This is a genomic window from Enterobacter cloacae complex sp. 394I7, assembly GCF_057320345.1.
On the sequence record NZ_JBXWCR010000003.1, the window covers coordinates 429,867 to 454,329 of the forward strand.

Annotated in this window: 23 protein-coding genes; 6 read left to right on the forward strand and 17 right to left on the reverse strand. The window is 54.9% G+C overall.

From position 1 onward, the window contains the following. Positions 1–2: 2 nt before the first annotated feature. Genes ulaD through ulaA form a run of 4 tightly spaced genes read right to left on the reverse strand, consistent with a single transcriptional unit; the run spans position 3 to position 2,862 of the window. Positions 3–653, reverse strand: coding sequence for a 3-keto-L-gulonate-6-phosphate decarboxylase UlaD (ulaD, locus tag AC2FAP_RS15495; protein ID WP_106503662.1), 651 nt, complete (start codon positions 651–653; stop codon positions 3–5). 13 nt (positions 654–666) lie between these two features. Next, positions 667–1,134, reverse strand: coding sequence for a PTS ascorbate transporter subunit IIA (gene ulaC / locus AC2FAP_RS15500; protein WP_014168330.1), 468 nt, complete (start codon positions 1,132–1,134; stop codon positions 667–669). 9 nt (positions 1,135–1,143) lie between these two features. Further along, positions 1,144–1,449: a PTS ascorbate transporter subunit IIB gene (gene ulaB, locus AC2FAP_RS15505; protein WP_014168329.1), complete on the reverse strand. Its 306-nt coding sequence runs from the start codon at positions 1,447–1,449 to the stop codon at positions 1,144–1,146. Positions 1,450–1,461: 12 nt separating this feature from the next. Continuing rightward, on the reverse strand, positions 1,462–2,862 hold the full coding sequence (gene ulaA, locus AC2FAP_RS15510; RefSeq protein WP_025206247.1) for a PTS ascorbate transporter subunit IIC: 1,401 nt from the start codon (positions 2,860–2,862) through the stop codon (positions 1,462–1,464). 358 nt (positions 2,863–3,220) lie between these two features. Here ulaA and ulaG point away from each other — a divergent pair, with 358 nt between their 5' ends. Next, positions 3,221–4,285, forward strand: a complete 1,065-nt coding sequence (gene ulaG, locus AC2FAP_RS15515; RefSeq protein WP_020882936.1) for an L-ascorbate 6-phosphate lactonase — start codon at positions 3,221–3,223, stop codon at positions 4,283–4,285. A gap of 111 nt (positions 4,286–4,396) precedes the next feature. After that, a complete protein-coding gene (gene ulaR, locus AC2FAP_RS15520) occupies positions 4,397–5,152 on the forward strand; it encodes an HTH-type transcriptional regulator UlaR (protein WP_014168326.1) in 756 nt (251 codons plus the stop codon). Here the strand turns inward: ulaR and yjfP are convergent. Beyond that, a complete protein-coding gene (gene yjfP / locus AC2FAP_RS15525) occupies positions 5,149–5,871 on the reverse strand; it encodes an esterase (protein ID WP_047366503.1) in 723 nt (240 codons plus the stop codon). The two genes, ulaR and yjfP, sit on opposite strands and share 4 nt — an antisense overlap. 137 nt (positions 5,872–6,008) lie before the next feature. On the opposite strand from yjfP, the gene bsmA reads away from it, so the two are divergent. From bsmA to AC2FAP_RS15540, 3 genes are all read left to right on the forward strand, one after another. Then, positions 6,009–6,338: a biofilm peroxide resistance protein BsmA gene (gene bsmA, locus AC2FAP_RS15530; RefSeq protein WP_025206249.1), complete on the forward strand. Its 330-nt coding sequence runs from the start codon at positions 6,009–6,011 to the stop codon at positions 6,336–6,338. 148 nt (positions 6,339–6,486) lie between these two features. Then, positions 6,487–6,762, forward strand: a complete 276-nt coding sequence (yjfN, locus tag AC2FAP_RS15535; RefSeq protein WP_025206250.1) for a DUF1471 family protease activator YjfN — start codon at positions 6,487–6,489, stop codon at positions 6,760–6,762. 171 nt (positions 6,763–6,933) lie between these two features. Next, a complete protein-coding gene (locus tag AC2FAP_RS15540) occupies positions 6,934–8,865 on the forward strand; it encodes a methyl-accepting chemotaxis protein (protein WP_449541912.1) in 1,932 nt (643 codons plus the stop codon). Here AC2FAP_RS15540 and AC2FAP_RS15545 read toward each other — a convergent pair. Beyond that, on the reverse strand, positions 8,862–10,484 hold the full coding sequence (locus AC2FAP_RS15545; protein WP_047355590.1) for an isovaleryl-CoA dehydrogenase: 1,623 nt from the start codon (positions 10,482–10,484) through the stop codon (positions 8,862–8,864). The two genes, AC2FAP_RS15540 and AC2FAP_RS15545, sit on opposite strands and share 4 nt — an antisense overlap. A gap of 194 nt (positions 10,485–10,678) precedes the next feature. On the opposite strand from AC2FAP_RS15545, the gene AC2FAP_RS15550 reads away from it, so the two are divergent. Then, the gene (locus AC2FAP_RS15550) at positions 10,679–11,953 is read left to right on the forward strand and encodes an MFS transporter (protein ID WP_449541913.1); all 1,275 of its coding nucleotides are present in this window, start codon (positions 10,679–10,681) and stop codon (positions 11,951–11,953) included. Positions 11,954–12,020: 67 nt separating this feature from the next. On the opposite strand, the gene rlmB is transcribed toward AC2FAP_RS15550, so the two are convergent. The 11 genes from rlmB to mutL all read right to left on the reverse strand — a co-directional run bounded on the left by rlmB (position 12,021) and on the right by mutL (position 24,460). Continuing rightward, the gene (gene rlmB / locus AC2FAP_RS15555; RefSeq protein ID WP_014168319.1) at positions 12,021–12,755 is read right to left on the reverse strand and encodes a 23S rRNA (guanosine(2251)-2'-O)-methyltransferase RlmB; all 735 of its coding nucleotides are present in this window, start codon (positions 12,753–12,755) and stop codon (positions 12,021–12,023) included. A 69-nt stretch (positions 12,756–12,824) separates the two neighbouring features. After that, entirely contained in the window at positions 12,825–15,266 is a 2,442-nt protein-coding gene (gene rnr / locus AC2FAP_RS15560; RefSeq protein ID WP_041162388.1) for a ribonuclease R, read from the reverse strand. Positions 15,267–15,304: 38 nt separating this feature from the next. Beyond that, entirely contained in the window at positions 15,305–15,730 is a 426-nt protein-coding gene (gene nsrR, locus AC2FAP_RS15565; RefSeq protein WP_014168317.1) for a nitric oxide-sensing transcriptional repressor NsrR, read from the reverse strand. A gap of 192 nt (positions 15,731–15,922) precedes the next feature. Continuing rightward, on the reverse strand, positions 15,923–17,221 hold the full coding sequence (locus AC2FAP_RS15570) for an adenylosuccinate synthase (protein ID WP_025206256.1): 1,299 nt from the start codon (positions 17,219–17,221) through the stop codon (positions 15,923–15,925). A gap of 104 nt (positions 17,222–17,325) precedes the next feature. Then, positions 17,326–17,523 carry a DUF2065 domain-containing protein gene (locus tag AC2FAP_RS15575; RefSeq protein WP_014168315.1) on the reverse strand — a complete coding sequence of 66 codons (198 nt, stop codon included), beginning with the start codon at positions 17,521–17,523 and terminating at the stop codon, positions 17,326–17,328. A 71-nt stretch (positions 17,524–17,594) separates the two neighbouring features. Continuing rightward, on the reverse strand, positions 17,595–18,599 hold the full coding sequence (gene hflC, locus AC2FAP_RS15580; RefSeq protein WP_014168314.1) for a protease modulator HflC: 1,005 nt from the start codon (positions 18,597–18,599) through the stop codon (positions 17,595–17,597). A gap of 2 nt (positions 18,600–18,601) precedes the next feature. Further along, positions 18,602–19,864: an FtsH protease activity modulator HflK gene (hflK, locus tag AC2FAP_RS15585; protein ID WP_014168313.1), complete on the reverse strand. Its 1,263-nt coding sequence runs from the start codon at positions 19,862–19,864 to the stop codon at positions 18,602–18,604. Positions 19,865–19,920: 56 nt separating this feature from the next. Continuing rightward, positions 19,921–21,201, reverse strand: coding sequence for a ribosome rescue GTPase HflX (gene hflX / locus AC2FAP_RS15590; protein ID WP_020882944.1), 1,281 nt, complete (start codon positions 21,199–21,201; stop codon positions 19,921–19,923). 74 nt (positions 21,202–21,275) lie between these two features. Beyond that, entirely contained in the window at positions 21,276–21,587 is a 312-nt protein-coding gene (gene hfq / locus AC2FAP_RS15595; protein ID WP_014168311.1) for an RNA chaperone Hfq, read from the reverse strand. An 85-nt stretch (positions 21,588–21,672) separates the two neighbouring features. After that, positions 21,673–22,623: a tRNA (adenosine(37)-N6)-dimethylallyltransferase MiaA gene (gene miaA, locus AC2FAP_RS15600; protein WP_014168310.1), complete on the reverse strand. Its 951-nt coding sequence runs from the start codon at positions 22,621–22,623 to the stop codon at positions 21,673–21,675. Beyond that, positions 22,616–24,460, reverse strand: a complete 1,845-nt coding sequence (gene mutL, locus AC2FAP_RS15605) for a DNA mismatch repair endonuclease MutL (protein WP_449541914.1) — start codon at positions 24,458–24,460, stop codon at positions 22,616–22,618. The genes miaA and mutL overlap by 8 nt, the downstream gene beginning before the upstream one ends. Positions 24,461–24,463: the final 3 nt, after the last annotated feature.

Genomic DNA, 24,463 nt, shown 5'->3' on the forward strand with positions numbered 1-24,463 from the left:
CCTTAGCCCCAAAGCTGAGCGATTGAGCGTTTGAACTGACGCGCGGCTTCTACCGGAGAGGCGGCATCACGGATGCTACGGCCTGCGATAAAGACATGAATTGGGATATCTTTGAAGAGCGGCAGATCTTCCAGCGCCAGGCCTCCGGTCACGGTCACTTTGAAGCCCATATCGGCCAGACGCTTAATCGCGCTGATATCCGCGTCCCCCCACGCTACCCCAGCGGCCTGCGCATCACGGCTGCGGTGATAAACCACCTGTTGAATGCCCGCGTCACGCCACTCCTGCGCCTGCTCCCAGGTCCAGAACCCGGTCAGCTCAATCTGCACATCACCGTTGAACTCTTTTGCCACATCCAGCGCACCTTTAGCCGTGTTGATATCCGCACAGCAAATAACGGTGACCCAGTCGGCATTGGCTTCAAAACACATACGGGAAAGAATTTTGCCCGCATCGGCAATCTTGGCATCCGCCAGCACGATTTTATGCGGATACAGCGCCTTCAGGTCGCGGACGGCGCGAACGCCTTCGCCCACGCACAGAATGGTACCGACTTCGATGATGTCCACTTCTTCCGCAATCAGGCGGGTGGTTTCGTAAGCGTGAGACAGAGTCTGGTTATCCAGCGCGACCTGCAACATTGGTAATGACATTTTCAATTCCCTCTTAAACTGCCGCCGCAGTGGCGTTATCAATTAAATCCAGCACGTCCTGCTCGGTGCGGCAGGCGCGTAAACGGTCGAAGTTGGCCTCATCATCAAACAGATTCACGATCTGCATAATGCCCACCTCCTGGTGAGTGTTGGCATCAACAGCCGCCATGGTGATGAGGATGTCGACCGGGTCGTTATCTTCGTGGTTGAAAGCCAGTGGTGTTTTCAGCGTAACCAGCGCAAAGCCGGTTTTTTTAACGCCCTCTTCCGGGCGGCCATGCGGCATCGCCAGCCCTGGTGCAATCACGAAGTAAGGGCCGTGCTCTGCAACACCATCCAGAATGGCCTGGTAATAACGCGGCTCGACAACATCAGCTTTTACCAGCAGATCTACGCTAAGTTTCACCGCCTCCTGCCAGGTGCTGGCGTCGGCCTGTAAAAGGATGGAGCTGTTCTCTGCCAGCGAATCACGTAGTTTCATGGTGCGTCCTTACTTCACATCTTGTGGGAAATGCGCGTTGATCACTTCCAGCAGCTTTGGCCCAAAGTCGGCTGGCGACAGCATGTTGCGCACGCCTACCACATATTTGTTGCCTGTCACGGTGATCTCACCGGCGATGTGGGTAGAGGCGATGATGATGTCCGCGCCGTTCAGTTCACTTTTGTATTCGCCCACTGCGCAGCTGTTCACCGTGTGGTCGATGTTTGACTGGGTTAAAAACTGGTCCACTTTCATCTTCATGATCATGGAACTCCCTTGCCCATTGCCACACACAGCCAGGATACGTACGGTCATAATCGAAACTCCTTAATGAGCAGAAACTTCTGCTGTTTGTTTTTCTGCATCTTCTTCAGCCCGCAGAGAGCGACCAGCGAAGAACATATAAGCCAGAGCAATGAGGATGATGACGGCCATAAAGATCAGGCCAACGGAGGCGAAGCCCTGCATCATCGGTGGCGCCAGAATTGACCAGTCGGCCATGCCCATCCAGGCGCTCATACCGGTGAGCTTGACCGCCCACACACACCCGAAGATTTCCACCATCCCCATCACTAGGCAGATCTTGAGCGCCGCGCGCCAGCCACCAAAGTGGTTCGCAAAGACGCCGATGGTGGCGTTGGAGAAGAACATCGGGATAAAGCCAGGAATGATCAGAATGGAAGAGCCGCAGCCCACCAGGATACCCACCGCAATCAGCTGGCCGATGGTGCCCCACATGAAGCCCCAGACCACCGCGTTTGGCGCGAAGCTGTAGATAGCCGCGCAGTCAATCGCCAGTACCGCACCTGGAATCAGACGCTGAGAGATACCGTTGAAGGCTTCGGACAGCTCGGCAACGAACATACGCACGCCCTGGGTGATAATGAAAATCGCCACCGCGAAGGAGAAACCGGTCTGCAGGATATAGACCGTCCAGTGGGTTTTACCCGCCATCGCCTGTACGACGTCAATGCCAAAGGAGAGCAGAATGGCACCGAAGAAGAGGGTCATCACAATCGCCGTAGAAACGATATTGTCGTGGAAAATATTCAGCCAGCCCGGCAGTTTAAGATCTTCGACACTCTCTTCTTTTTTGCCCAGATACGGCGCGACTTTATAGGCAATCCAGGAGGCAAACTGCTGCTGGTGGCCGATGGAGAAGCCGCAACCGTCGGTGACGTCCTGCGTGGGCTTGTACATCATGTTGGAGGTGATACCCCAGTAGAGCGAGACCAGCACCGCGGTGCAGATAATGGTCGTCCACATTGGGTAGCCGAAGATAAAGAAGGAAACCGCAATCAGCCCCGCCTGCTGGAACATGATATGGCCAGTCAGCATGATGGTGCGAATACCGGTAATGCGGCGCAACAGAACGTAAATGATGTTCAGCGCCAGCGCGAGCAGGACCGCATACCCTACCCAGCTGTAGGCATCGCCCATGCGATCGATGGTGGCCATCATCGAGGCGTAGGTGTCAGAGATGGCACCGTTGATGCCATAGACTTCCGACATTTTGGCCACCACCGGCTTGAAGGTGCCGGTCAAAATGCCTGAACCCGCCTGCAACAGCATGAAACCGATGATGGTTTTAATGGTGCCTTTAATAATAACGCTGACGCTTTTACGCAGCAGGATATAGCCAAGGCACGTCACGATGCCCAACAACAGCGGGGCATTAGTCATTACCTGATTAAAGAACACGGTAAAGACGTTGTAGAGGATCTCCATAACTCTCTCCAGAAATGAGAACACGAGGGGCAATCCCTGTGCGGTTGGTGACAACACTCTATTAATCACAAATAATCATCACAAGATTAAATCTGATTATTTGTGACGCATCACGCAAATTATTTCCCTGGTGTTAGTAATGATTTTCACTTCGGCATGCCACATAGAATTATTTCCATATAATTCATGCAATTAATGATTAATACGGTAAAAGATAACAAGAAGCGAGAAGAGCGTCCGTGACGTCATGCAGATAAAATTACACATTTTGATCGTTGCAATACGCGTGAAATGGTGCCAGCATTAATCACAACAAATCACCAGTTGATTACTTTTGATTAAACCAGGAGTCAAAACGATGAGTAAAGTGAACACCATTACCCGTGAATCATGGATTCTGAGCACTTTCCCGGAATGGGGTAGCTGGCTGAATGAAGAGATTGAGCAGGAACAGGTTGCTCCTGGTACCTTTGCAATGTGGTGGCTGGGGTGTACGGGGATCTGGCTGAAATCAGAAGGTGGCGCGAATATTTGTGTCGATTTCTGGTGCGGCACCGGCAAACAGAGTCACGGTAACCCGCTGATGAAAAAAGGCCATCAGATGCAACGCATGGCGGGCGTGGAAAAACTTCAGCCAAACCTGCGTACCACACCGTTTGTTCTTGATCCGTTCGCCATTCGCCAGATCGATGCCGTTCTCTCTACGCACGATCATAACGATCATATTGATGTCAACGTGGCGGCAGCGGTCATGCAAAACTGTGCCGATGACGTACCGTTCATCGGGCCGCAAACCTGCGTGGATTTATGGATCGGCTGGGGCGTACCGAAAGAGCGCTGCATCGTCATGAAACCGGGCGATGTGGTCAAAATTAAAGACGTTGAGATCCACGCGCTGGATGCCTTTGACCGCACTGCACTGATTACCCTTCCGGCCGATCAGAAAGCCGCAGGCGTACTGCCAGACGGTATGGACGAACGTGCGGTGAACTACCTGTTTAAAACGCCCGGCGGTTCCCTGTACCACAGCGGTGACTCTCACTACTCAAACTACTATGCAAAGCACGGCAATGAGCATCAGATTGATGTGGCGCTCGGCTCATACGGGGAGAACCCACGCGGCATTACAGACAAAATGACCAGCGCCGATATGCTGCGCATGGCGGAAGCGCTGAACACCAAAGTAGTGATCCCTTTCCACCACGATATCTGGTCGAACTTCCAGGCCGACCCGCAGGAGATACGCGTACTGTGGGAAATGAAAAAAGACCGCCTGAAGTATGGCTTTAAGCCGTTCATCTGGCAGGTAGGAGGCAAGTTCACCTGGCCGCTGGACAAAGACAATCTCGAGTATCACTACCCACGTGGCTTTGATGATTGCTTTACTCTTGAGCCAGACCTGCCGTTCAAGTCATTCCTCTGATTATTAAGGCCCATCGCCAGACCCGAGTGTCTGGCGGTTTCATATTTCTTTTAGTAATTTCACGCTATTTCAAATATCATCTTTTAAAATCAATTCTTATCGGAATAGCTCATGACGGAAGCGCAACGGCATCAAATATTACTGGAACTCCTGGCGCAAACAGGGTTTGTCACCGTTGAGAAAGTGATCGAACGTTTAGGGATTTCCCCGGCAACAGCGCGGCGGGATATTAATAAGCTGGATGAAAGCGGTAAGCTGAAAAAAGTCCGCAACGGTGCGGAAGCGATTAGCCAGCAGCGTCCACGCTGGACGCCGATGAACATTCATCAGGCGCAAAATCATGATGAAAAAGTCCGTATTGCCAGAGCGGCATCGCAGCTGGTGAACCCCGGCGAGAGCGTGGTGATCAACTGCGGCTCCACGGCGTTTCTGTTAGGTCGGGAGATGTGCGGAAAGCCGGTACAAATCATCACGAACTATTTGCCGCTCGCCAACTATCTTATCGATCAGGAGCATGAGAGCGTGGTGATCATGGGCGGCCAGTATAACAAGAGCCAGTCCATCACACTCAGCCCGCAGGACAGCGAAAACAGTCTTTATGCCGGACACTGGATGTTTACCAGTGGCAAAGGCCTGACCGCAGATGGCCTCTACAAAACCGATATGTTGACCGCCATGGCAGAACAAAACATGCTTAACGTGGTGGGCAAGCTCGTTGTGCTGGTCGACAGCAGTAAAGTGGGCGAACGCGCAGGAATGCTGTTCAGCCGTGCTGAACAGATAGACATGGTGATCACCGGCAAAGGTGCTAACCCTGAGATCCTCCAGAAACTGAAAGATCAGGGTGTCAACGTCCTGTGCGTTTAAAGGTGCTGGCGGAAGAAGTCCACCGTGGCGTCCAGCGCCGTTGGCGTAATGCGGTGGCGAACGCCCGCTTCCCACAGGCAGGTCAGGTTGCTATCCAGCCCCTCGTGCTGTAGCGCCTGCTGAAGCCGGAACGTTTCTCCGGGTGGGACCACATCGTCCGCATCACCATGCCACAACAGCAAAGGACGATCGGCCAGACGCGGTAACGCCCGGGTAACCTCCCACTCTGCAAGCGCCGCCTCAACCTCTGTGAGTGCCTGAGGTGGAAAAAGCGTCTTCGCCAGTGAGGTGAAGTAGCCCGAGCCCATCAGACAAGCCACTGACTTCACTTCTGGATGGTGCGTCATGATCCCCAGCGCCGCCATCCCGCCCATCGATGCCCCAGCCACGGCCAGCCGATTATCAGCCACCAGCCCTGCCTGGTAAAGCGCATCGCGCAGCCCGGCAAACTCGGTCAGGCTACCGTGCAAAATGTGCCAGAACTGCCCAAGTCGCGCCTGTTCGTTGCCGGTAAAACGTGCGCCGTGGTCAGGTGCATCCGGCATGACCACACGAAAACCGGCCTGCGCGAGTGCCACCGCAAAATAGCTGTAGACCAGCTTCGATGAGGTAAATCCATGATAAAACACTATAACAGGCAGTGGTTCCTCACGTTTTCCGGCGGGTGTTGCGTGTAATATTTCACGATCACCCAGATGGCGTATTTCAATTTCAATCATTGTCGACCCTGTAATGATGAATGATTCATAATGTTGAGAACTGGGTTACGATTTCACGCTATTTTCATTCGAAAATTACGCCCCAGCTAACACTTCGGGAACATTCCCCCAAAACTAAATTCACAGACAACTACACTATGGCTATCAGGAAACGAGATATGGTTATGCGCAGGTTTGCTGCTTTATTGCTGATGTTACTGCTCAGTGGCTGTAGCGCGCTGCAGGGAACGCCACAACCCGCTCCCCCGGTCGCCGATCACCCGCAGGAAATCCGTCGAAATCAGACGGAAGGATTACAGCGTATGGGTACCGTCTCTGCGCTGGTTCGCGGCTCCCCGGATGACGCGGAAGAAGCAATAAAGGCACAAGCCGTCGCCGCCAAAGCAGATTATTACGTCATCATTATGATCGACGAAACCATCATTACGGGACAGTGGTACTCACAGGCCATTCTGTATCGTCAATGATCGTCTTCATTTGAACGACATTTACACTGCTTTGCGTCCATAGACACTTTCCTGTCCACAATAAACTCCATGCCCGCAACAATGGAAGTGAGTTTATTCGCGAAGGATTGCCCGGCGGATACCGGAGACATGTGAAATGGAGCTGACGATGAAACGAACTCTTGCTTTGACCACACTGTTGCTCTCAGCAGGTCTTGTGAGCACAACCGCGCAGTCAGCTGAATTTGCCAGTGCTGATTGTGTGACTGGCCTGAATGAAATTGGCCAGATCTCCGTGAATAATATTTCGGGGAGCCCGCAGGACGTTGAACGTGTCGTTGCATTAAAGGCCGATGAGCAGGGTGCTTCATGGTATCGCATTATCCAGATGCAGGAAGATCAGTACATCGATCACTGGCGGGTACAGGCCATTCTCTACGCGTAATCCCCCTCCGATAAAAGCCACTTACTTTTAGTGGCTTTTCGTTTTTGCAAATTTTTTATCTTTTAGCAAACCAATTAAAAACAATTAAATAACATTTTGTTACACTAAACCAGTAAACGTTATCCCTGCTCTGCCGTTGAAAAGCCATACCTTTTCAATGATGAGCAATTTATGATCAACTTTTTCCGTCGTGCAGGTCTGGGTGCAAAGCTGTCGCTGCTTACCGGTGCCAGTGTCGCCATCCTGTTTCTGTTTTTCACTTTTCTGCTCAGCCAAAAAGCCAGCCAGCAGCTTGAAGCCCTCGCGATAGAAGACCTGCATAATCAGTCCACCGGCATGATCGATATGGTGCAGATGTTTAACACCAGCCTGAGTGAAGAGGTGGAGAGTTATACCCGGCTTTTTACCACCTTTTTGCCCCAGCCACTGAGTGTTGATAACACTCAAACCCAGACGATTAACGGGATTAACGTTCCGCTCCTGAAAGGAGGGGAAACCGGACTGCATGAAAACAATACCCTTTCAGACGATTTTCTGAGCCGGACAGGGGCAATCTCGACCCTGTTTGTGCGTAGCGGTAACGACTTTGTGCGCGTCGCCACATCGCTGCGCAAAGAGAACGGCGAGCGGGCAATGGGCACCGTTCTGGATACCACCAGCCCGGCCTTTGCCGCCGTTACCCGGGGCGAGGTTTATCGCGGTCTGGCGCTGCTGTTCGGCAAGCGCTACATCACCCAATACCAGCCGGTTAAAAACGCAGACGGCCAGGTCATTGCAATCATCTTTGTAGGTGTGGACATCACTCACTCCTGGAACGTCATGCGCGAGAAAATCCTCAACCGTCGACTGGGCGAGAGCGGTCACTTCTTTGTTCTGGACCGCAGCCATGGCAAAACGCGCGGGCAGTATCTGTTCCACACCAGCGCGGAGGGAAAAGTACCGGAGTGGGATAGCGCTATCCAGCAACAGCTGTTGAGTGATAAATCCGGCACGCTGGAGCGCGTCAGTGCCGATGGTCGCACGCTGACCATGGCGTATACGCCACTGCCAGGCTGGAACTGGGCCATTGTCGGCGAAGTGGATAAATCGGTACTGCTCTCAAGCGTGACCGCCATGCGCGACCGCTTCCTGCTGGCAGGGGTGGTGCTGTCAGTGCTCTTCGCAGGTCTGTTTGTGGTCATTATACGACGCATACTGACACGCCCATTGCGCAATGTGATCCACCTGGCCCGACAGTATGCCGCAGGCGATCTGCGCTCCAGCCTGCCCGTGACCCGCCAGGATGAGGTCGGTCAGCTCATCGATGCCATTAACGGTATTGGAGGGGGACTGCAGAAAATTGTTCTACAGGTGCGCGAGGCCGCAGCGGAGATCCATATGGGCACCAACGCGCTGGCATCCGATAGCGAAGAAATCTCCGGGCAGATTAACAAGCAGGCCAGCAGTGTAGAAGAGACGTCTGCCAGCATGGAGCAACTGGCCGCGACCGTGCAGCAAAATGCCGCCAACATGGAACAAACGCAGCAACTGGTAGGCGAAACGTCGCGCGCGGTACACCAGGGCGGTGAGACGGTCACCCACGCTGTCGCTACCATGGATGATATTCGCGAAGCATCAAAGCGAATCGAAGACATCACGCGCGTGATTGAATCCATCGCTTTTCAGACCAACATTCTGGCGCTTAATGCAGCGGTTGAAGCAGCCCGCGCAGGCGAGCACGGAAAAGGTTTTGCGGTAGTGGCGCAGGAGGTACGCGCGCTGGCAGGACGCAGCGCCAACGCGGTGAAGGAGATTGAACAGCTCATCGGTGATACGCTCAGAAAAGTCAGCGAAGGCCATGCGCTGTCTGAACAAACGCGTCTGGCGATGGATTCCATCATCGTGCACATCGATAACATCAACAAGCTGGTCACGGAGATTAACCATGCGTCCCGCGAGCAATCCGCGGGAATAGGCCAGGTTAATCTGGCCATGACCCACATTGGCGAAGCGTCGCACATCAACGCCGACCGCGTCTTACGCAGCGAACAAACCGCACACACGCTGCGTGAGAAAGGCTCACACCTCACCCAACTGGTGAGCCTGTTCCAGCTAAAGAGTTAGCCAACCCTGCCCGTGGCACGCAACAGCAGGTCATTTTGCACCTGCTCGCTCATCAGCGTACCGCCACGGGTATCAAGCATCATGCGGCACCACGCCTGCGCCACGGGTGGCGATGCGTGCCGCAGCATCTGACTTCCGGCCCCCAGCAGGAAAAGCTGTTGCGTGATCTCCCGCCCCTGCGCCTCCTGCGGTTTTCGCAGTTTTTGCTGAAGCTGACGCCAGCTGCGATCGAAGTGCCTGTCCTGCCCTTTTACCTGGGCAAAATCATCCACAAGCAGGTCGAGGATGCCGGATTGCTTCGTCAGTACACGCAGAACGTCCAGGCACATAATATTGCCGGACCCTTCCCAGATGCTGTTCACGGGCATCTCACGGTACAAACGGGGAAGCTCACTCTCCTCGCAGTAGCCTGTGCCGCCGAGCACTTCCATGGCTTCCGCCACAAACGGGATACCCGCTTTGCAGACGCTGTATTTCGCCGCGGGGGTGAAAAGGCGCGCCCAGGCGGCCTCCTGAGGATCGGCACGCCTGTCCCACGCCCGGGCCAGACGAAACAACAGTGCCGTCTGGCCCTCCAGCATCAGCGCCATGCGGCTCAGCACATCGCGCATGAGCGGCTGGTCGATAAGGTTTTTACCAAACGTCTGTCGTTGATGCGCATGGTAAAGCGCCACGGATAAAGCCCGACGCATCAGCCCATGGCTGCCCAGCGCGCAGTCAAACCGCGTCAGCCCACCCATTCGGAGGATCTGGCGTACCCCTTCTCCTTCTTCCCCCAGCAGCCAGCCGGACGCATCCAGGAATTCCGCTTCGCTGCTGGCGTTAGAGCGGTTGCCGAGCTTCTCTTTCAGCCGCTCCAGACGTACGGCATTGCGTTGCCCGTCAGGCAAAAAGCGTGGAACAAAAAAGCAGGACAGCCCCCCTTTCGCCTGGGCCAGCACCAGATGCGCATCGCTTTGCGGCACAGAGAAAAACCATTTATGCCCGATAAGCCGGTAGCTGCCGTCACTGCACTTTTCCGCTTTGGTGGTATTGCTGAGTACGTCCGAGCCGCCCTGTTTTTCTGTCATCCCCATGCCAATCAGCAGGCCACGCTTTTGCGCCCCCGGCGCAAGATGAGGATCGTAACGATCGCTCATTAACGGCGTGATCCAGTCACGGAACGGCTCGGGCAGCGCCTGTTGCAGCAGCGGTGTAGCAGCAAAGGTCATGGTGACAGGGCAAAGCGTGCCCGCTTCTACCTGAGCGTGCAGGACAAAACGTGCAGCTCTGGCGACAAACGCGCCTTTGCGCGCCTCCTCTTCCCACGCCAGGTTATGGACACGGTTGGCGCAAAGTCCCTGCATTAAGAGGTGCCATGCGGGATGAAAGCGAACATCATCCAGTCGCTCCCCGGTGGCGTCATAGCGTAATAACTCCGGTGGATTAACGTTCGCCAGCCTGCCCAGCTCCAGCGATTCCGCGGTTCCTAACTGCTGGCCGATGCTGGCAAGAAGCTCGATATCCCACTCGGCGCCTTCGCGAACAACCGCGTCACGCAGAGCGCAATCAGAGAGGAAAAGGTTGCTGTTTGAGAGCGGTGCAGGTTGATTAAAAACGGTATGGGTCTGCCAGTGCATGCTGTCTCCCTCCTTCAGTGGCAATGAAGATAAGTATGGACAGGCCACGTGCACGCTGCATGGGAGTGAGGTCACACGATGACGATCCCGCTGATATCATTCGTGAAATAGCTCACAGAACATAAGAATAAACTATTTCGCGCATTCGCTTTTGTTGAATAATTTATTCTTACCCCCTTTCAGTGAGGAACGTTATGCAACCGGACGCGCACAAGCGTGCATTAATTGCAGGCTCCATTGGTAACTTTATCGAGTGGTATGAGTTTGCGGTCTATGGTTTTCTGGCGACCGTAATTGCGAAGAACTTCTTCCAGCTTGAGGGGGACGCGGGGCTGACCAGCCTGATCCTCACCTACGCTTCCTTTGCCATCGCCTTCTTCTTCCGCCCGCTGGGCGCGGTGGTGTTTGGCAGAATAGGTGACCGGATAGGCCGAAAACCGACGCTGATTATTGTACTGGTGCTGATGACGCTGGCCACCGCCGCAATCGGTATTGTGCCGGTCTATGCCAGCATCGGTATTGCCGCCCCGCTGATTATCACGCTGCTGCGCATCCTGCAGGGATTGTTCGCCGGTGGTGAGTATGGCGGCGCCGTCTCGCTGATGACGGAGTTTGCCCCACGCGGCAAGCGGGGCCTCTACGGTGCATGGCAGTCATTTACCGTCGCACTGGGCCTGTTAGCAGGCGCTGGCATTGTCGCACTGCTCTCCGCCCTTCTGACACCGGAAGCCCTGCATGACTGGGGCTGGCGCATCCCGTTCTTCCTGGCATTACCGATGGGCGCGGTGGCGCTGTGGCTGCGGGTGAGTATGGAAGAGACGCCAAGCTTTGTGCAGCAGCAGGAAAAGCCGGTTGCCGCTCAGGCTGATACCGTCGCCACGCTCAACGCCATTGCGATGGGCATTGGCCGGGTGATGGTCTGGTCAGCGGCGGGTTATACCTATCTGGTGATTATGCCCACCTATCTGCAGTCGGCGCTGCATACCGGGTTTAATCAGGCGCTGTTGATTGCGGTGATTTCGAATATCGGTTTTGCGCTGACGATTATTCCGTCCGGGATCCTGAGCGACAAAATCGGACGCCGCACGGTGATGATCGTCGCCACCACGTTGCTGCTGCTCCTTGCCCTGCCGCTGCTGAAGGTTTTACAGGCGGAGTCCAGCACGCTGGCCATCAAAGCGCTGGTGCTGCTGATTGCGGGTGGTCTGGTGGGGATGCTGGCAGGTCCCGGGCCGGCGATGCTCTCAGAGATGTTCCCGACGCGCGTACGGTATACCGGGCTTGGGCTGGCTTATTCCCTGTCGAACGCCCTTTTCTCGGGCTGCGCGGGGCTGATTATTACCGGGCTGATTAAAGAGACGGGCAACCTGGATATTCCAGCTTATTACGTCATGGCGACGGCGGTAGTGAGTATCTTCGCGCTGATGACGCTCAGGAAGGATGACCATTTGCGGTCACTGGAGGAGTGAGTTTTTCACCGTCTGGTGACCCTCCCACAGAAAATACGAAAGGCCGTCCTCAGGACGGCCTTGCTGTTTATTCCCCGCGCTGACGTACCGCTTCAAACAGGCAGATACCTGTTGCCACGGAGACGTTCAGAGACGACACGCTGCCCGCCATTGGAATGCTGATCAGCTCATCGCAATGCTCACGGGTCAGACGGCGCATACCTTCGCCCTCGGCACCCATCACCAGGGCCAGACGGCCGGTCATCTTGCTCTGATACAGAGTATGATCCGCTTCACCCGCGGTACCGACGATCCAGATATTCTCTTCCTGCAGCATACGCATGGTGCGCGCCAGGTTGGTGACGCGGATCAGCGGTACGTTTTCCGCTGCGCCACAGGCCACTTTCTTCGCCGTCGCGTTAAGCTGTGCAGAGCGATCCCTCGGCACGATAACGGCATGAACACCTGCCGCATCTGCGCTTCGCAGACATGCGCCAAGGTTGTGCGGGTCGGTCACGCCGTCAAGGATCAGGAAGAATGGATTTTCCAGCCCGGCGATAAGATCCGGCAGATCGTTTTCCTGATACTGACGACCTGGCTTAACGCGGGCAATAATGCCCTGGTGAACGGCACCTTCACTTTTCTCATCCAGGAACTGGCGGTTCGCCAGCTGGATCACAACACCTTGTGCTTCCAGGGCGTGGATCAGCGGCATCAGACGTTTGTCTTCACGCCCTTTCAGAATAAACACTTCCTGAAAACGCTCCGGTGCGCGCTCCAGCAGGGCCTGCACCGCGTGGATGCCGTAAATCATTTCACTCATTGATGGTTCTCGTTCTGTCTTTTCTTTTCCCTCTCTCCGCAGGAGAGAGGGTCAGGTTGAGGGGGAGAATTACTCCGCCTGCTGTTTCTTCGCTGCGCGCTTTGCCCTGGTGGCAGCCGCAATTTTCTGCGTTTTGGTGGACGGCTTTTTCGCCTTCCGGGCCTCTTTCTTCGCGGCCTTCGGCTTCTGTTTCTTCTCACCGCGGAACGCGCTGTCTGGCTCGAAGTTTACCTTCTTACCCGCCTGACGACGTTTGCCACCGCTGTTGCCGTTGCCCCCTTTTTTCGTCTTTTCACGCGCCGTTTTACCCACATTACGCGGGGCACGCTCGCTGGAGATCAGGCTAAAGTCAATTTTACGGTCGTCCATATTAACGGCTTCGACCTTCACTTCCACGCGATCGCCAAGACGATAGGTCTGGCCGCCAGATTCGCCAATCAGGCGCTGCCCGACCTGGTCGAAACGGTAATAGTCGTTATCCAGGCTGGAGACATGCACCAGACCGTCGATAAACAGTTCATCCAGACGGACGAAGAAACCAAAGCCGGTGACGCTGGCAATCACGCCTTTAAAGACGTTACCCACCTGGTCCAGCATAAAGTCACACTTCAGCCAGTCTGCCACGTCGCGCGTCGCTTCATCTGCACGACGTTCGGCCATGGAACAGTGCTGACCGAGTTGCAGCATCTCTTCCATTGAATAATGGTAGCCACCGGTTTCGGTCGTATTACCTTTATGACCCTGCTCCTGCGCCAGCAGATACTTGATCGCGCGGTGCAGGGAAAGGTCCGGATAACGACGGATCGGCGAGGTAAAGTGGGCGTAAGACTGCAGCGCCAGACCGAAGTGACCGCGGTTTTCCGGATCGTAAATCGCCTGCTTCATGGAACGCAGCAGCATGGTCTGCAGCATTTCTGCATCCGGGCGATCGCCAATCGACTCCAGCAATTCAGCGTAATCACGCGGCTCTGGCTTGTTACCGCCAGGCAGTTCCAGACCCAGTTCAGCCAGCACGGAGCGGAACGCAGTGATGGCTTCGGTCGACGGTTTATCGTGAATACGGAACAGCGCAGGTTCTTTGGCTTTCTCAACGAAACGTGCCGCCGAGATGTTTGCCAGAATCATACACTCTTCAATCAGCTTATGGGCATCGTTACGCTGGGTCTGCTCAATACGTTCTATGCGGCGTTCAGCGTTAAAGATGAACTTCGCCTCTTCGCTCTCAAACGAGATCCCGCCGCGCTCTTCACGCGCCTGATCCAGCGTTTTGTAGAGGTTATGCAGCTCTTCGATGTGTTTCACCAGCGGCGCATACTGCTCACGCAGATCCTGATCGCCCTGCAGCATATGCCAGACCTTGGTGTAGGTCAGGCGCGCATGGGAGCTCATTACCGCTTCGTAGAATTTGTAACCCGTTAAGCGCCCTTTGGTGGAGATGGTCATCTCGCAGACCATGCACAGGCGGTCAACCTGCGGGTTCAGGGAGCACAGGCCGTTAGACAAGACTTCCGGCAGCATTGGTATTACCTGCGACGGGAAGTAGACCGACGTTCCACGGCTGCGCGCTTCGTTATCCAGCGGAGTATGCGGGCGCACGTAATAGCTTACGTCAGCAATGGCAACCCACAGACGCCAGCCGCCGCCGCGTTTTTTCTCGCAATAAACGGCATCATCGAAGTCGCGGGCATCTTCACCATCAATAGTCACCAGCGGCAGATCGCGCAGATCCACGCGGCCCACCTTGGACTCTTCCGGCACGTCTTCTTTCAGGCCGACAACCTGCTCTTCAACCGCTTTCGGCCAGACGTAAGGAATTTCATGAGTACGCAGCGCCATATCAACGGCCATGCCGGTGCCCATATTATCGCCTAACACTTCGACGATTTTCCCGACCGCCTTGGTGCGTCGGGTAGGACGCTGGGTGAGTTCAACCACCACCACAAAGCCCATACGGGCGCCCATCACCTCTTCAGGCGGGATCAGGATATCGAAGCTCAGGCGGCTGTCGTCCGGCACCACAAAGCCCACGCCAGCGTCGGTAAAGTAGCGGCCAACAATCTGGCTGGTTTTAGGGACCAGGACACGCACCACGCGCGCTTCGCGGCGGCCTTTACGGTCCGCGCCCAGCGGTTGCGCCAGGATCTGGTCACCGTGAATGCACATCTTCATCTGTTCAGAGGAAAGATAAAGATCGTCTTTACGGCCTTCTACGCGCAGGAAGCCATAGCCATCACGGTGGCCGATAACGGTGCCTTTCAGCAGGTCAAGACGTTCGGGAAGCGCATAGCACTGACGGCGGGTAAAGACCAGTTGCCCGTCGCGCTCCATCGCGCGCAGGCGGCGGCGAAGGGCTTCAATTTGCTCTTCACCTTCAATGTTTAATTCAACGGCAAGTTCTTCACGATTGGCGGGTTTTTCGCGTTTTGTTAAGTGTTCAATGATGAACTCGCGGCTGGGGATAGGATTCGCGTATTTTTCGGCTTCGCGTTCCTGGAAAGGATCATGTGACATATCGGTTCCTCCGTTGTCAGCTCCGGTGGAAATTTTCTTCATTCCACCAGCAATAATTTATAAAGTGGTTGATTCTCTTCAACCAAATCGGCCAGCGTGTAGTTATCCAGTTCCTTGAGAAAACTTTGCACGGCCAGAGAAAGTGCCTGTTTAAGGCGACAAGCGGGCGTAATGTGGCAGAACGCGCTGCTGCAGTTCACCAGAGACAACGGCTCCAGTTCACGTACCACATCCCCAACACGAATACTCTGCGCCGGTTTACCGAGACGGATCCCACCATTCTTCCCGCGGACGGCAGCAACGTATCCGGCACGACTAAGTTGATTGATTATTTTGACCATATGATTACGGGACACACCGTATACCTCTGTAACCTCAGAGATACTGGTCATTTTCCCATCGGGTAACGACGCCATGTAAATCAGCGCGCGTAAGCCGTAATCGGTGAAACTTGTTAACTGCACATCAACCTCAGGAAAAAGGGAAAACGCGGATAAACCGCACAGATATTCATTAATGATGATAAACCAGCCAGATAGTAAGCGGCTAATTTATTTGACAGACGGGGCGAAAAAGCGGAGATCGAGGAGCGTTCGCCGGATGGCGCGACGCGTATCCAGCCTGCGGGTTGTCCCGCAGGCCAGCAGTCACGAAGATTATGCGTCGAACGGGTCGCGCAGGATCATCGTTTCAGTACGATCAGGGCCGGTAGAGATAATGTCGATCGGCACTTCGGTCAGTTCTTCAATACGCTTGATGTAATTCAGCGCTGCCTGCGGCAGACCGCTACGCTCTTTCACACCGAACGTCGTTTCAGACCAGCCTGGCATGGTTTCGTAGATTGGCTCGATGCCTTTCCAGTCATCCGCAGCCAGCGGAGTGGTGGTCACTTCGCGACCATCAGGCATACGGTAGCCTACGCAGAGTTTCACCTCTTTCAGACCGTCCAGCACGTCCAGTTTGGTCAGGCAGAAGCCAGACAGGGAGTTAATCTGTACTGCGCGACGCACGGCTACAACGTCCAGCCAGCCGGTACGACGACGACGACCGGTGGTCGCGCCAAACTCGTTACCCTGCTTGCACAGGAACTCGCCGGTTTCATCAAACAGCTCAGTCGGGAATGGACCCGCACCCACGCGAGTGGAGTAAGCTTTGATGATGCCCAGAACGTAATCCACATAACGTGGACCCAGACCAGAACCGGTCGCAACGCCACCCGCGGTGGTGTTAGAGGAGGTGACGTACGGATAGGTACCGTGGTCGATGTCCAGCAGCGTACCCTGCGCACCTTCGAACATGACGAAATCGCCACGCTTGCGCGCCTGGTCCAGCAGATCGGACACATCAACAACCATACCGGTCAGAATGTCAGCAATCGCCATGACGTCATCCAGCACTTTCTGGTAGTCAACAGCGTCAGCTTTATAGAAGTTCACCAGCTGGAAGTTGTGATATTCCATCACTTCTTTCAGTTTTTCAGCGAACGTCTCTTTATCAAACAGATCGCCCACGCGCAGACCGCGACGAGCAACTTTGTCTTCATAAGCCGGGCCGATACCACGACCGGTCGTACCGATCGCTTTCGCACCACGCGCTTTTTCACGCGCTACGTCCAGCGCCACGTGATAATCAAGGATCAGCGGGCAGGCTTCGGAGAGCAGCAGACGCTCGCGAACGGGGATACCACGGTCTTCCAGACCTTTCATCTCTTTCATCAGAGCAGCCGGAGACAGCACAACGCCGTTACCGATGATACTGGTGACGTTTTCGCGAAGAATGCCTGATGGAATAAGATGGAGGACGGTTTTTTCACCGTTGATTACGAGAGTATGGCCTGCGTTGTGACCGCCCTGGTAGCGTACAACATATTTAGCCCGTTCAGTCAGAAGATCAACAATCTTCCCTTTACCTTCGTCACCCCATTGGGTGCCCAGTACGACGACGTTGTTACCCATTTTTTTCAAAATCACCGTTTGCTTAAAAATGGATTCTACCATCGCTTTTTCAGATATACAGCACTTTTTGACCTCAAAATACGCCAAACCAGATTACTTTTTGATCAGCCAATCGTTTTCCTCAACATGTAGTAGATAACGATGCCGGCAACCACAAGTCCGCCCCCAAATCGACGCAAAATATTATCCGGCAACTGGCTCAGAGAGGCTATCATCCGACGCCATGCACGCGGATAAAGCATCGGTCCAAGGCCTTCCAGCACCAGAACCAGGGCCAGCGCAAGCCAAATCGTTGAATTCATTTTTAATCCTTATAAAAGAAAACCACCGCTCCGTTGAGAGCGGTGGTTTGAATACTCAAACTGGCCTGAGTTTATCGCGTTGCGTTAGCCGGCGTCTTCATGTAACGGAAGAAATCGCTGTCCGGGCTGAGCACCATCACATCCTGGTTGCTCTGGAAGCTGTTCTCGTAAGCTCGCAGGCTACGGATAAAGGCGTAGAAGTCGGGATCCTGGCTGAAGGCATCGGCAAACAGTTTTGCCGCTTCGGCATCCCCTTCACCGCGCAGAATACGGCCCTGACGCTCAGATTCTGCCAGCGTCTTGGTCACTTCGTAATCCGCTGCCGCACGCAGTTTCTCCGCCTCTTCCTGACCTTGTGAACGATGACGACGGGCTACCGCTTCACGCTCGGCGCGCATACGGTTGTAAATCGCCTCGGACACTTCCGCTGGCAGGTTGATCTGCTTGATACGGACATCGACCACTTCGATACCCAGAGCAGCCATACTGTTCGGGTTGATCACCGGCACTTTGCCGTTGGTTTCAGCCTGAACGCGTTCTGCCGCTTTGGCAATGGCATCATCCGCTGCCGGGGTGGTGACTTCGTCTTCGGTTCCTGCAGAACCGGAGTTCAGCGCATCACGCACTTCCAGCGTCAGACGACCACGGGAGTCGGTGACGATGTCTTTCACATCCAGACGACCAATCTCAGAGCGCAGACGGTCAGAGAACTTACGTTTCAACAGCACTTCCGCCTGAGAAACGTCGCCACCGCCCGTTGCCAGGTAGTAGCGGCTGAAATCACTGATACGCCATTTGATGTAGGAATCGACGATCAGGTCTTTCTTCTCTTTGGTCACGAAACGGTCGGCCTGGTTATCCATGGTCTGGATACGGGCGTCGAGCGTTTTCACCGATTCAATCAGTGGCATTTTAAAGTGCAGACCCGGCTCAAACACCAGCGGCTTGTTCTCGCTGTCGCGCAGAACTTTACCAAAACGCAGGGTAATTCCACGCTCGCCCTCTTTCACCACAAAGATAGAGGTATAAAGCACGACCAATACGATGATGATGATCGCAATAACTGACTTACGCATCCTTATTCCCCCTGACGCTGGTAGTCGTTACGCTGCGCGTTAGCACGGCGTTGGTCCATAATGTCACCATCGTTCGAAGAAGGCGTGGTTGTGGCGCTTGAGCTACCGGATGCCGCAGGTGGCAGACGCAGCAGGTTGTTGGCACCGCTGGTATCCGCCTTTGCCGCCGGCGCCGAACCGCCTTTCAGCATCTGATCCAACGGCAGTACCATCAGGTTTCCACCTTTGCTGTCGTTAACCAGTACCTTACGCGTATGGCTCAGCACTTTTTCCATGGTCTCAATATAAAGACGTTCACGGGTAATCTCCGGAGCCGCTTTATATTCTGGCAAAATCTTCGCGAAACGCGCCACTTCACCCTGAGCTTCCAGGACGGTCTGGGTTTTATACGCACGCGCTTCTTCAAGAATACGCTGCGCCTGACCGTTAGCACGTGGCTGAACTTCGTTGGTGTACGCTTCCGCTTCACGGATGTACTGTTGTTCGTTTTCACGGGCGGCAATCGCGTCATCAAACGCGGCCTTCACCTCTTCCGGCGGACGAGCAGCCTGGAAGTTGACGTCCAGCAGGGTGATACCCATGTTGTACGGGCGAATGGTCTCTTCCAGCTCACGCTGGGTATCGCTACGAATAACGGTACGACCTTCGGTCAGAATGCGGTCCATGGTGTACTTACCGATCACACCGCGCAGCGCACTGTCTGTGGCCTGGCGCAGACTGTCATCTGCACTGGTCACGCTAAACAGGTAGTGCTGCGGATCGGTGACGCGGTACTGGACGTTCATCTCAACGCGCACAACGTTCTCGTCGGAGGTCAGCATCACGCCGGACGCCGCCAGTTCACGGACAGACTCCACGTTCACCGCGGTCACGTCGTCAATGAAAGTCGGTTTCCAGTTCAGACCTGGCTCAACCAGATGGCTGAACTTCCCGAAACGGGTGACCACACCGCGTTCCGCTTCTTTAATGGTGTAGAACCCGCTGGCAGCCCAGATGATCACCACGGCAGCGGCAACAATGCCCACCACGCGGCCCCCTAACTGCGGGCGCGGCCCCTGAGTGGAACCCCCACCAGAGCCAGAACCTTTACCTCCGCCAAGGCCACCAAGCTTCTTGCTTAGTTTGCGGAAGATATCATCCAGATCCGGCGGCCCCTGCTCGCGACCACCTTTGTTGCCATTTCCCCCAGAGTTGCCGCCTTGATTATTGCTGCTTCCCCACGGGTCGCGGTCTTGTCCGTTATTACCGGGCTGATTCCACGCCATGTATATGCTCCATATTTGTTATGCAAGGGCGAATTATTCAGGCATCCCCTTTCTGATCAGACGATATAGTCGACCAGCGCAGGTTCTTGTTTACAGAGGCGACGCCAGTCAACGATCGGCAAACGCACCTGCATCCCCACGCTGCCGTCATCCTCCATCCACTCTTTTTCTATCGCCTGAAGCTGATAAAACCGGCTGCGCAGCCTGCCTTCCTGTGGCGGCAATCGCAGCGTGTGCTGGGCTACCTCACCGGAAAGACGTTCTGTCAAAGCCTGGAAAAGCAGTGGCACACCAATACCGGTCTGAGCGGAAAGCCAGACCCGAATCGGTTTGTTCTCTTCATCTCGGTCGATACGCGGCTCAAAATCCTCCAGCATATCGATCTTGTTCATCACCAACAGCGTTGGGATGTCGTCGGCGTCGATCTCGTCGAGCACCACGTTTACCGCGTCGATGTTCTCCTGCAAGCGAACGTCTGCAGCATCAATGACGTGCAGCAGCAGGGTCGCCTGACGCGTCTCCTGCAGGGTGGCTTTAAACGCAGCCACCAGGTCATGCGGCAGGTGACGGATAAACCCTACGGTATCCGCCAGCACCGTTTCACCGACGTCAGCGACGTCAATACGACGCAATGTGGGGTCCAGGGTCGCAAACAGCTGGTCTGCGGCATAAACCTGGGCCTCAGTAATCTGGTTAAACAGGGTGGATTTACCGGCGTTGGTATACCCCACCAGCGACACCGTCGGGATGTCAGCTTTTGATCGCGCCCGACGTCCTTGCTCACGCTGTTTTTCAACGCGTTCCAGACGTGAAAGGATCTGGGTAATACGGCCACGCAACAGACGGCGGTCGGTTTCAAGCTGGGTCTCACCCGGACCGCGCAAACCAATCCCGCCCTTTTGTCTTTCAAGGTGGGTCCAGCCACGCACAAGCCGCGTTGCCAGATGGCGCAACTGCGCCAGCTCAACCTGCAGCTTACCTTCGTGAGTACGCGCACGTTGAGCGAAAATATCTAAAATCAAACCCGTGCGATCGATAACACGGCATTCGCAAAGACGTTCCAGGTTACGTTCCTGAGCCGGAGACAGCGCATGATCAAACAACACGACTGACGCGCCGGTTGCTTTTACGGCATCCGCAATTTCAACTGCTTTACCTTCACCAACAAAATACTTTGGGTGCGGCGCTTTACGGCTACCGGTAATCACCTGCATTGCTTCGACACCGGCGGAAGAGACCAGAGATTCAAACTCCTGGAGGTCTTCCATATCTTTGTCTTGCGTAAAATAGATGTGTACCAGCACCGCCTGCTCACCGGCATCATAACGGTCAAACAAGCGTAAATTCCTCAAAAAAGATCAGCGGGGAACGCAGGATCCCTGGCTCCCCGTGTGGATAACAGCCCGAAACCTTATTCGGTATCTTCGCTGTCCTGCGCAGGAGAAGAAGAACCCTGCGCGCTGCTGCCATGATGGTAGTTACTACCCGTGCCGCCGCCAGTGTTATTGCTGTGATGGGATACCGGACGAGACGGAACAACTGTAGAAATAGCGTGCTTATAGACCATCTGACTGACCGTGTTTTTCAACAGGATCACGAACTGATCGAAAGATTCAATCTGACCTTGCAGCTTAATACCATTCACCAAATAAATAGAAACTGGAACACGTTCCCGACGCAATGCGTTCAGGAACGGATCTTGTAAAGATTGCCCCTTAGCCATTCTATCTTTTCCTTATATGCTTGTTTTGTACTTAGAACCTTGCGATTCTGAAAAATTGCGCACGATACGACTCAATTGTACACATTCAGTGAGCGATATCACCAACAACCTCAATCACTTCGTTTAACGCCTGTTGCGGTTTTTCACTGTCTAACCAGTGAACACCGTCCCAACCGCGCAACCAGGTGATCTGGCGCTTCGCTAACTGTCTCGTGGCGCAAACACCTCGATAAACCATTTCATCATATGAAATCTCGCCTTCAAGATATGACCACATCTGGCGGTATCCCACACAACGAACGGAAGGCATATCCGTATGCAAATCTCCACGGGCAAATAGCGCCCGCACTTCTGCTTCAAAATCTGAAGCTAACATCTGATGAAAACGCTGCTCAATTCGTTGATGGAGCAGTTCACGGCTCGCCGGGGCGATGGCGAACTGATGCACCTGATACGGCAGAGCGTCTCCTGACGTTTGCGTCAGTTCCGTTAAAGTTTTACCCGAAATGAAAAAAACTTCCAGTGCCCGGGAAAGCCTTTGCGGATCATTTGGATGGATCCGTGCTGCGGCAACCGGGTCAATCTCGGCCAGTTGCTTATGCAAAACGTCCCATCCCTGCTCTGCCGCCTGCTGCTCAATTTTTGCTCTTACTTCCGGATCCGCTGATGGCAGAGGTGAAAGCCCCTCCAGCAACGCCTTGAAATAAAGCATGGTTCCGCCAACCAACAGCGGTATACGTCCCGCCGCCGTTATCTCGGCCATCTCGGCTAACGCATCGCGGCGGAAATCCGCTGCGGAGTATGCCTGAGCCGGGTCGAGAATATCCAGCAAACGATGCGGTGCCGCACGCAGTTCGTCTGCGTCAGGCTTCGCCGTGCCGATGTCCATCCCTCGGTAGATAAGGGCAGAATCGACACTAATCAACTCTACAGGCAAAACTTTACGCAACTCAATGGCCAGTGCCGTTTTGCCGGAGGCCGTGGGGCCCATTAAAAAAATCGCCTTTGGCAGGCTCGCCTTGCTTACGTCAATCATGTTTCAGGGCATTCATCGCCTTTTGTAAATCAACAGGTTGTAATAACCCACCTGGCGGTGTCTTCACCAGATGCGGACAAAGGCGTTCAACCTCCGCCAGCACGCTAATGGCCTGCGCCATACTCCACGGCGTATGTTCGCTTGCCAGATGGCGGGCGATCCACTGCGCGGTGTTGGCGGCATCAAACGACGTTTGCTGCGCCAGGTAGCCTATCAGTTCAGGAATCAAGTTTTGTAAATTTTGTTGGCGTAAGGGTAAAGGCACTGCGCGAATGGTCACATGTTGTGGTTCGAGCACCATTTCAATGCCCATCTGCGCCAACAGGGCCTCTGCGCGACGCAGTACCCCTGTTTCTTCAGGGGATATTTTTAGCCGAACGGGGATCAGCAGCGGTTGTGCACAGGCCGCGTTTTCACCCGGCGTAAGTTGCACTTGTTTAAGCCAGCGTTCCGCCACCGGCAATGCCAGAAGCATCACGTGGCCTTCGCGCTCCAGCAACGCCATATCCGGTGCGATAATCGTCAGAACCCGGCCAAAACTCTGGCTGTGGCCGTCCAGCGAAGGCGCTGGCACCGCGACAGGCGCTTTGCGCTCCACCGCGGGGGTTTCCAGCAATTTGCGGTACAACGCTCCCTGCTGTTTTTGATAGCCAGGTTGGGCGTTTGGATAGTTCGCTCCCGTTGGGCGCGGTGTGCTACCCGCAGCAGAGAAACGCGGGGCATCCGGCTCACGCGCCACGGCAGGTTCAGCAAAATGGTTCCGGCCCGCTGCAACACGGTTTTCCGGAAACGCGCGCGGGGCGGGTTCTTCTTTTTCCAACGGCAGCGTCGGTTCAGCCTGCTGTTGCAATACGCTCAGCACGCCCTGATAGATAAAATCATGCACCAGACGTGACTGGTGGAACCGCACTTCATGCTTGGCAGGATGGACGTTAACGTCCACCTGGTGTGGATCGATTTCTAGATAGAGCACAAACGCCGGTTGCTGATCTGCACCCAGTTTATCTTCACAGGCCTGACGAATGGCGTGATTGATGAGGCGGTCACGCATCATACGACCGTTCACGTAGCAATACTGGATCTCAGCGAAGGCGGCGCTGCTCGCGTTGGGGTCAGCCACCCAGCCGCGCATGGCCAGATCGCCATGCTGCCACTCAATGGACAGCGCGTGCTCGAGGAACGGTACGCCGCAGATAGCGCCCAAGCGGCGCTCTTTCTGCCCACCTTCAACCACGGCGCGGTACTGGCGCATGACTTTGCCGTTATGGCTAAGGTTAATGGTCACGTCAAACCGCGCCAGGGCAATGCGACGAATGATCTCATCGATATGCCCAAACTCGGTTTTTTCGGTACGCATAAACTTGCGTCGGGCGGGGGTGTTATAAAACAGATCCAGCACTTCCAGCGTCGTACCGACCGGGTGCGCCGCTGGTTTAATCGTCACGTCCATATCACGCCCTTCGGCGTACGCCTGCCAGGCTTCCTGCTGTTCAGCGGTACGGGAGGTGAGCGTGAGACGGGAAACGGAGCTGATACTGGCCAGCGCTTCCCCGCGAAAACCGAGGCTGATGATCGCTTCCAGGTCATCAAGAGAGGCAATTTTACTGGTGGCATGACGCGCCAGCGCTAACGCCAGCTCGTCTTTTTTAATTCCACAGCCGTTGTCACGAATGCGAATCAGCTTTGCGCCGCCGCGTTCGATATCAATATCAATGCGGGTGGCCCCCGCATCAAGGCTGTTTTCTACCAGCTCCTTCACCACCGATGCAGGGCGCTCCACCACCTCACCGGCGGCGATTTGGTTCGCGAGCTGCGGCGGTAGAACCTGAATCGGCATGAA

Coding starts and splice junctions, on each gene's coding strand:
- ulaD (WP_106503662.1), bottom strand. CDS start 653: ATGTCATTACCAATGTTGCAGGTCGCGCTGGATAACCAGACTCTGTCT.
- ulaC (WP_014168330.1), bottom strand. CDS start 1,134: ATGAAACTACGTGATTCGCTGGCAGAGAACAGCTCCATCCTTTTACAG.
- ulaB (WP_014168329.1), bottom strand. CDS start 1,449: ATGACCGTACGTATCCTGGCTGTGTGTGGCAATGGGCAAGGGAGTTCC.
- ulaA (WP_025206247.1), bottom strand. CDS start 2,862: ATGGAGATCCTCTACAACGTCTTTACCGTGTTCTTTAATCAGGTAATG.
- ulaG (WP_020882936.1), top strand. CDS start 3,221: ATGAGTAAAGTGAACACCATTACCCGTGAATCATGGATTCTGAGCACT.
- ulaR (WP_014168326.1), top strand. CDS start 4,397: ATGACGGAAGCGCAACGGCATCAAATATTACTGGAACTCCTGGCGCAA.
- yjfP (WP_047366503.1), bottom strand. CDS start 5,871: ATGATTGAAATTGAAATACGCCATCTGGGTGATCGTGAAATATTACAC.
- bsmA (WP_025206249.1), top strand. CDS start 6,009: ATGGCTATCAGGAAACGAGATATGGTTATGCGCAGGTTTGCTGCTTTA.
- yjfN (WP_025206250.1), top strand. CDS start 6,487: ATGAAACGAACTCTTGCTTTGACCACACTGTTGCTCTCAGCAGGTCTT.
- AC2FAP_RS15540 (WP_449541912.1), top strand. CDS start 6,934: ATGATCAACTTTTTCCGTCGTGCAGGTCTGGGTGCAAAGCTGTCGCTG.
- AC2FAP_RS15545 (WP_047355590.1), bottom strand. CDS start 10,484: ATGCACTGGCAGACCCATACCGTTTTTAATCAACCTGCACCGCTCTCA.
- AC2FAP_RS15550 (WP_449541913.1), top strand. CDS start 10,679: ATGCAACCGGACGCGCACAAGCGTGCATTAATTGCAGGCTCCATTGGT.
- rlmB (WP_014168319.1), bottom strand. CDS start 12,755: ATGAGTGAAATGATTTACGGCATCCACGCGGTGCAGGCCCTGCTGGAG.
- rnr (WP_041162388.1), bottom strand. CDS start 15,266: ATGTCACATGATCCTTTCCAGGAACGCGAAGCCGAAAAATACGCGAAT.
- AC2FAP_RS15570 (WP_025206256.1), bottom strand. CDS start 17,221: ATGGGTAACAACGTCGTCGTACTGGGCACCCAATGGGGTGACGAAGGT.
- AC2FAP_RS15575 (WP_014168315.1), bottom strand. CDS start 17,523: ATGAATTCAACGATTTGGCTTGCGCTGGCCCTGGTTCTGGTGCTGGAA.
- hflC (WP_014168314.1), bottom strand. CDS start 18,599: ATGCGTAAGTCAGTTATTGCGATCATCATCATCGTATTGGTCGTGCTT.
- hflK (WP_014168313.1), bottom strand. CDS start 19,864: ATGGCGTGGAATCAGCCCGGTAATAACGGACAAGACCGCGACCCGTGG.
- hfq (WP_014168311.1), bottom strand. CDS start 21,587: ATGGCTAAGGGGCAATCTTTACAAGATCCGTTCCTGAACGCATTGCGT.
- miaA (WP_014168310.1), bottom strand. CDS start 22,623: ATGATTGACGTAAGCAAGGCGAGCCTGCCAAAGGCGATTTTTTTAATG.
- mutL (WP_449541914.1), bottom strand. CDS start 24,460: ATGCCGATTCAGGTTCTACCGCCGCAGCTCGCGAACCAAATCGCCGCC.